We start from the raw sequence: 7,424 nt of genomic DNA on the forward strand, positions 1-7,424 counted from the left end.
AAGGGACATCCTCGATTCGATCCAGGCTCAGGCGGAGCGTGACCGTGTCCCCTTCGGGAACCTGGAAATCCCGATCAACCGGTTTGCATCCCTCGTGCTGCACATGCAGGCGATGGGACCCGCCCGCTACGCAAAGAGGCGTATCCAAAGGCGTGGCGCCCGACTCCAGGCCATCGATGCGCAAGCGCGCGAAGGGCGGAGTGGTTTTGACCCAGACGTATCCGCCCGCGTGGCCGCCCTTTTCGTTGCCCTTTTCCGAAGCGGACGGGGACGCGGGCTCGGGGAAGGAGGGAGCCATGATGAAAGGGGAGGCCGGCGCGCCCGCCCCGCGGGAATCGGCCGCGAGCAAGGGCCTTACGGAGCGCCGCGTCGGCGAGGCGGCCTTCGCAAGGGTAACTGGAGAGTTACCCTGCGCCTCCTTCGGCCATGCGGGCACCTCCGTCGGCAGGGCAAAATCCGGGACCGGGGCCGTGGCAGCCGGGGATGGAAGGACGCCGGGCGCGGGCTTAAGCAAGGCTCCCGGCTCCGTTTCGCTCCGGGGGTGCCGGAGGGCCCAGAACGCGAAAACGCCGCAGGCCAAAACCGCCCACGAGGTGGCGAGGACGCGATTGCGCCGGACGCCGTTCTTCAGGTAGCCTCGCGCCTCCCCTCCCGCCTCGCTCTTCTTGTCCGAGAAAACCTGGACCATGGAATACAGCTTCAGCGCTTCCCGTCCCTTACCCGACTGATCCATCAGGCGCGCCTGCCGGGCGAAGCGCTCGGCGATATCCCGGAATTCCTTTTCCGCGGCCGGGGCCGGATCATCCAGCAGGCAACGGAGGCGTTGGGCCTCGATGGGAAGGCCCGTCCCTTCGGAGATCGCTTCCAAACGCAAGGCGCAGGTCTTGGCATCGGGCCTTTGCTCGGGATGCTTGGCGAGCATCTCTTGCGCCAAGTCGGCCATGCCGGGCAGAATGCGGGGATTGACCAAGCTGGCCCGGGCCGGATTTCTCTCCACGATCGCCTTGAGTACGGCATGCGGCGACCCCGCCGCGAAGGGCATGGTTCCCGTCAGGCAGCGGTAAAGCAGGATGCCCGCGGAGAAAATATCCGATTTCTCCGTCACGCCCTTACCTTCCGCTTGCTCAGGCGAGGAATACCCGGGAGTGCCCAAGTAAAAGCCGGTGCGGGTCAGCGAGGTCTCTTCCGACAGGAACGCGATGCCGAAATCGGCCAAGCGCACCGTCCCCTTGCGATCAATCAACACGTTGGAGGGCTTCACGTCCCTATGGCATATGCCGTGGGCATGGGCGGCGGCCAAGCCGGCGAACAATTGGTGGAAAAGGGAAAGGGCCGCCAGGTTCGGGATGATTCCATGCGTACGCTCGAGCAGGCACTCCAGGGAAGCGCCGTCCACGAACTCCATCGCCAAGAAAACGCTTTTCTCCTCCTGCCCGTAATCGAAGATCTTGATGACGTTCTCGTGGGAGAGCGAGGCCACCGCCACGGCTTCTTTCTGGAAACGCCTCACCATCTCAGGCTTGTTAAGTAAATGGGGATGCAGCTTCTTCAAGGCGACCTTCCGGCGCAGAACTCCATCCTCGGCAAGGAATACCGTCGCGGTGCTTCCCGAAGCGATTTCCCCCAGAATTGTGTAACGACCTTGCGGTTGCATTGAATCGACCCAGGGAATACCGGACAATAGGACGTTTGCGGCGACGCGCTGGGCGCCTCCCGGGTCGGATAATCTAGGAATTGGATGGCCCGCAAAGGTTTCCGGAACATGTTCTTGGGGTCCGGAATCGCGGGAATTTTAACTTCAGCGCAACGCACCATATAAACCGGATTAAGGAGATTGCAAAACTCCATTCCATAACCAATTTCCGTGCCAGATCGGAAGACCCGTTTTTTAAGCTTCCGGAAAACTTCCGGGGGATAGCCAATCCTTCGCGCGGGAAAACCGTCCCGCCACCGGGACAGAACCAGGGGAGGTGCGCCCGCGCGCGATCCCTCTCGCGGGAAACCGGTCCCGGTCGGGGGACGGTATCCGGCCGGCTCCGGAGAAGCGGGGTCGTTCATTCCGGTTTCCACTCCCGATTACGGCCAATAAACGCTCCCCCCGCCGGAAAAATTCATGACCAATATAATTGGCTCGTAAGTTGCGGGACTCCTCCCACTTGCATGGCTGAATGGCAGTCATAACCAATGGAGATGGTATTTATGATCAATCCGAAAAGCATTCTGTACTCGGGGCTGCCTTTGGCTGCTTCCCTTTTCTTGGGAGGCTGCTTTATGCCCACTTCCGAAAAAGCCGAGACCGCTACCCCGTCCGACAAGCCGGCCTTGGCGGCTTCGGTGAGCCTCACCTGGAACAAACTACCGGGGTGGGCAAACTCGATCGCGGCCGGCAACGGAGAACTCTACATGACGGAGATTTTCACAAATATTCTCTATATATGGGGCTGGAACTACGGTGAAGGCGCTTACGATTGGGTGAGCACGAACGGCACGGGTTCAAGTACGACCGAAATGGACGCCCCGGGCATACTCAGAAGTTGCTATGGGGCTGGTTGCGGTGGGACGGTATACCTTATCGGCACCGACCAAAGACTTTGGCGAAGCGATGACGACGGTAGCCACTGGACTCTACAGTCCTCCTTTCCCGTAAGCGAGGTCGGAGCGAACATGAACGGCGCGTTATGGGCTCTGGGTAGCGAGATTTACCCGGGTACTACGTCGGATCATCCAATCTACAGGTGTGTCAACCCTGCGACCGCCCAATGGGTGAAGACTGGGGGGGCCGGGGTCCGTATTGAGGTGGACCCGACGGGCCTTCCCTACGTCATAAACTCCTACGGCGATATTTACAAGGGTAATTCGGATGGCACCTATTTCGGGCATTTTACTTCCAAAAAGGCGGTCGATATCGGAATCGGTGGGAATGGGTCGATCTGGATCATCGGAGCCGACCACGTAGGTAGCGACGGGGACTACGGCATTTACAAGTGGGATGGTTTAAATTGGCAGCAGGCCCCCTCCGGCGCCAGACGCATCACCGTGGGTTCCAGCGGAACGCCTTTTATCGTTACTACCTGGGGGGAGATTTACCAGGGATCTAATCCTTGAGTTAGTGCCGCGGGATCCGGAGCCTTCCGGATCCACATCTTCCGTCGACAGCATCCGATGGGCTTCCCGGTTTGGATCTGGCTCCGCGATCAGGGCCAATTGGAGGTCCACGATCGGAACGGCCCTCTTGCCAAGAAAATCCTGGCCAATGTTTCCGACATGAATCCGGGAATCCATACGGGTTCTTCAGACATATATCCGCTACGCAGTTTTTGATCCTGCGTTCGCAAAAACCATCCAGGCGACTTCTGATTTTCCGAACCTGCGCGCGCGCCTTCCCAGGCCTAGCTCGTCTCTGGGTCCCTCTCGCGGGAAACCGGTCCCGGTCGGGGGACGGTTCCGAAGGATACGGCGAACGCCTTTTCACTTATCCCTCCCGATCCCTCGATGGAAACGTTTTTTTTCGGAAAATAATTATAACCAATTAAATTGGCTTAAAACTTTCGATTCCATATTCATCCCACGGCTGCATGTCAGCCATAACCAATAGAGATGGTAATAATGATCAATCCGAGAAATATCCTGTATGCGGGCCTGCCGGTTGCCGCGTCCCTATTGCTGGGAGGTTGCTTATTCCCCACTTCCGAGAAGACCGATACCGCCTCCGCGCCGGACAAGCCGGCCTTGGCCGCTTCGGTGGCCGTGGGTTGGTCCTTAAAGACGGGGTTAGCGACCTCGATCGGAGCCGGATTCTCCCGCAGCGTCTACATTACAGGCACGGATACCCATTCCGGCGGCTGGCATACGGTCTACAAGTGGAGCGGGTCCGACTGGATAGCTACGGCCGGCGGAGGATTCGAAACCGATGTTGGAGGATGCTGCGGGCCCAACTCAGGAGGAGAAGCCGTGTATGTTATCGGCAGCGACCATAGGGTTTACAAGAGTAACGACCGCGGCTCCCACTGGAGTGGCGTCGGCTCCCTTACCGTGAGCGAAATCGGAACGAGCACGAACGGTTATGCTTGGGCATTGGGTACCGATTATGTCTCGGGCAGCACCTCGGATCATCCGATCTATAAGTGGGACGATCCCAGCGGCCAGTGGATCCGAACCACCGGCGGCGGGGTCCGGATTGACGTCGATCCGAGCGGCTATCCCTACGTCATCAATTCGTTCCATGATATCTGGAAAGGGGATTTGAATGGGGTATTCGCTCCATTCACTTCGCAAAAGGCGAACGATATCGGAATCAGCTCATCGGGGAATGGGTCGACGATCTGGATCATCGGGAATAACCCCGTTGGGTCCCAAGGGGACTTTGGCATTATCAAATGGGATGGGACCACGTGGCAGGAGGCCAACGGGGGTGCCGTACGCATTACCGTGGATTATGACGGGACGCCTTGGATCGTCAATTCCTGGGGGAACATCTACCAGGGGGCCTGACCTCGGGTTTTTTGCCGCGGGATCCGGACCTTTCCGGGTCCCGCTTTTCACTCCCACCTGATCAACGAAGCGCAGGTCGATTCAGGGCCTGATCTCCCACCGGAAATCCCGCCCGATGATCTGGTTCCGGGCATGATGGGATATCGGCACGGCCGGCTCCTCGTAGATGAGCACGTCGCGCAAGGCCTCCGGCAGATCGTCCACGCCCGCCTCGTTGGAAACGTAGGCGCGCATTTCCCGGACCAAAGGCGTGTATTGGTAGGCGTATTCGCCCGTTAGCTCCATTTGGAATTTGGACGCGTCCCACAATCCCTGCGGGGTCCCGAAATCGAACCAGGCCGCGTCCTGGCTGTAATTGGCGACCTTGATGGCATGGCCCGCCTTCAGGGCCGCGGTCCAGTAGGGCTTGATGTCAGCGACGCCCGGCTGCACGAATTCAAGGAAAGCCTTCTCGTAGATGGCGATGCCGGCGAAGGTGAGGCGCGCCAACTCGTTTCCCGCCGGCGCGTAGCCCTCGAACCCGTGCACGCCCAGAAGCCGGCCATCCGCGCCCACGCTCAAGGTGTTGTGGGTGGGGCGGAAGATGCCGGCCAAGGTGGCCATGGCCCCCGAGGCCTGGTGCCGCCGCAACAGATCCTTTAAATCGATGGTGTGGATGAGATCGCCGTTATGCACCAGGAAACGATCCGTCGCCTCCAGGATATGCCGCGCGTTCCACAGGCATCCGCCCGTGCCCAGGATCTCGGGCTCATAAAGCGTGCGCATCCCCAGACGCAAGGCCGGCTTCTCCATTTCGGCATAGAGATGATGGGTATTGCACAAAAGGCGGGCCGGGAAGAGCGGTTGCACCTTACGGTAGTTGATCTCCAACGCCGTTTTCCCCTGGAAGGGGATGGCCGGCTTGGGGATGCGATCGGTCAAGGGGCGCAAGCGCCGCCCGTAGCCGGCGCACAGGAAGAAGGCGGAAAGGGTATCCGGCATGTTACGGCGCCGGCGCGGAGGGCGCGGTCGTCACGGGAAGACGCTCCCCACCGGCCCGCCGATCAGGATTTCGATGGGCAGCTTCTTGTGCTCGTACTCGTAGGGCGGCGGCTTCCATTGGAACGCGTCCCCGTACTCGCGCCGCACCAGGTTCAGCATCTCCACGGCCGAACGCCAGGGCAGGAAGGTCTTCCGGTCGGTGACGTGGAACTGGGCCCCGCCGCACAGTTGCCCTTGGAACTTATGGAAGGTGGGCTGGAACCAGGCCGGGCGGAAATGCACCCCGGGAAGGCCCAAGGCATTCAGCTTGCCGGTGAAGCCGGCCGCATCGGAAATGTAGCCGGCGCCGAAGAGCTCGAAGGGTTTGGTGGTGCCTCGCCCTTCGGACATATTGGTCGCTTCCAGAAGGCACATGCCGGGATAAACCACGGCCGTGTCCACGGTGGGCATGTTGGGCGAAGGCAAGACCCACGGCAAGCCCGTATCCTCGTAATACATCCACGGTTCCCAGCCCCGCATGTGCAAAACCGTCAGCTCGCATTTCGGGAACGCCTCGCTCCGGAACTGCTCGGCCAATTGCCCGATGGTTTTCCCGTGCCGCGCCTTGATGGGATGCAGCCCTACGAAGGAGCGGTATTCCGGATCGAGCACGGGCCCCTCTTCGCTCTGCCCGTCGATGGGGTTGGGCCTATCCAGTACCACCACCTGGATGCCCAGTTTTTCGCAGGCCCGCATGCAGAGGTACATCGTCCAGATGAAGGTGTAGTAGCGCGCGCCCACGTCTTGCATATCGATCAGAAGCGCGTCCAGGCCCTCCAGCATCGCGGGCGTAGGCTCGCGATGTTCGCCATACAGGCTATGGACCGGAATGCCCCATTGCGGATGCTTGAAATCCCGCCACTCGATCATGTTGTCCTGGGTCTGTCCCAGGTAGCCATGCTGGGGCCCGAACAAGGCTTTTAGGCGGAACAAGGACCCGTCATGGGACTTCAGGATATCGGAGGTGTGGACCAGGGAGGCGGAAACCGAAGCGGGATGGAGGACCGCGCCGATGGCCGCGTTTTTGAGGGCGGAAGGCCACACTTCGTTCAAACGATCGAGGGGCAGAACGACCTTGGAATTGTTACTTTTCATGCTGCCTGGATGGGCCTCCGAATGTTCCAATAAAGCAATTTCGGCGGCTTGCGCGGGCAATTATTTAGGTTCATCAACACAGTGCCCCCGGGAATTTCCGCCCCGGGGAGAAGCGAGGACGAAATGGGATCCCTCAACAAAGTCATGCTGATCGGCAACCTGGGCAAAGACCCGGAAGTGCGCGCCATCCCCTCCGGGGCCAAGGTGGCGAACTTCTCGATCGCGACCACGGACAGCTACACCGACAAGAACACGAATCAGAAGGTCGAGAAGACCGAGTGGCACAATATCGTGATGTGGCGCGGCCTGGCCGAGGTCGCCGAGAAGTATCTGCGCAAGGGTTCGCAGGTCTACATCGAAGGCCGCTTGCAAACCCGCACCTGGGACGACCAGAACGGGCAGAAGCGGTATACCACCGAGGTCATCGCCGATCAGATGCAGATGCTCGGAAGCCCGCGCAACCGCGAAGGCGGCGAGGGCGGCGGCTTCCAACGCTCCGAGCCCGCCATGAACGCGCGCTCTGCGGGGGGATCCTTCGGCGGCGCGCCCGCCGGCGGCGCTCCCGGCGGCGGCTACAGCGCTCCGGCTTCGCTCCCGCCCCAGGCCGAGGACGATTTGCCATTCTGATGCGGAGGGCCGCCGGGCCCTTCCTTCCCGCGTACTGGCCGGCTCCGCAGGGGGCCGGCCTTTTCGTTTTCAGGCGCGCTAAGGACCCTAGCGGAAGCGGAGAACGATCCGCCCCATCATCTGCGTCATTCTCTCGGCCCGGTATCCCTCTTCATAGGTCAAAGCGCGGAACTGCCCTTCCACATGCGAGC

The 7,424-nt window shown here is 60.6% G+C and carries 6 protein-coding genes; 3 read left to right on the plus strand and 3 right to left on the minus strand.

Annotation, left to right across the window (positions count from 1 at the left end; all coding sequences use genetic code 11):
* Window positions 1–1,654: protein kinase (locus tag JF616_00310; protein MBW8886169.1), on the minus strand; the 1,654-nt coding region annotated here is incomplete at its 3' end.
* A gap of 545 nt (window positions 1,655–2,199) precedes the next feature.
* Between JF616_00310 and JF616_00315 the strand changes: the two genes are divergently transcribed.
* Window positions 2,200–3,105, plus strand: coding sequence for a hypothetical protein (locus JF616_00315; protein ID MBW8886170.1), 906 nt, complete (start codon window positions 2,200–2,202; stop codon window positions 3,103–3,105).
* 501 nt (window positions 3,106–3,606) lie between these two features.
* Window positions 3,607–4,491: a hypothetical protein gene (locus tag JF616_00320; protein MBW8886171.1), complete on the plus strand. Its 885-nt coding sequence runs from the start codon at window positions 3,607–3,609 to the stop codon at window positions 4,489–4,491.
* Between the two features lie 81 nt (window positions 4,492–4,572).
* Here the strand turns inward: JF616_00320 and JF616_00325 are convergent, their stop codons facing one another.
* On the minus strand, window positions 4,573–5,472 hold the full coding sequence (locus JF616_00325; protein MBW8886172.1) for an NTP transferase domain-containing protein: 900 nt from the start codon (window positions 5,470–5,472) through the stop codon (window positions 4,573–4,575).
* Window positions 5,473–5,502: 30 nt separating this feature from the next.
* The gene (locus JF616_00330; protein ID MBW8886173.1) at window positions 5,503–6,606 is read right to left on the minus strand and encodes a DUF1343 domain-containing protein; all 1,104 of its coding nucleotides are present in this window, start codon (window positions 6,604–6,606) and stop codon (window positions 5,503–5,505) included.
* A 123-nt stretch (window positions 6,607–6,729) separates the two neighbouring features.
* On the opposite strand from JF616_00330, the gene ssb reads away from it, so the two are divergent.
* On the plus strand, window positions 6,730–7,233 hold the full coding sequence (ssb, locus tag JF616_00335) for a single-stranded DNA-binding protein (protein MBW8886174.1): 504 nt from the start codon (window positions 6,730–6,732) through the stop codon (window positions 7,231–7,233).
* The last annotated feature ends 191 nt before the right edge of the window (window positions 7,234–7,424 follow it).

This window comes from Fibrobacterota bacterium, assembly GCA_019509785.1.
Lineage (GTDB): Bacteria > Fibrobacterota > Fibrobacteria > UBA11236 > UBA11236 > Chersky-265.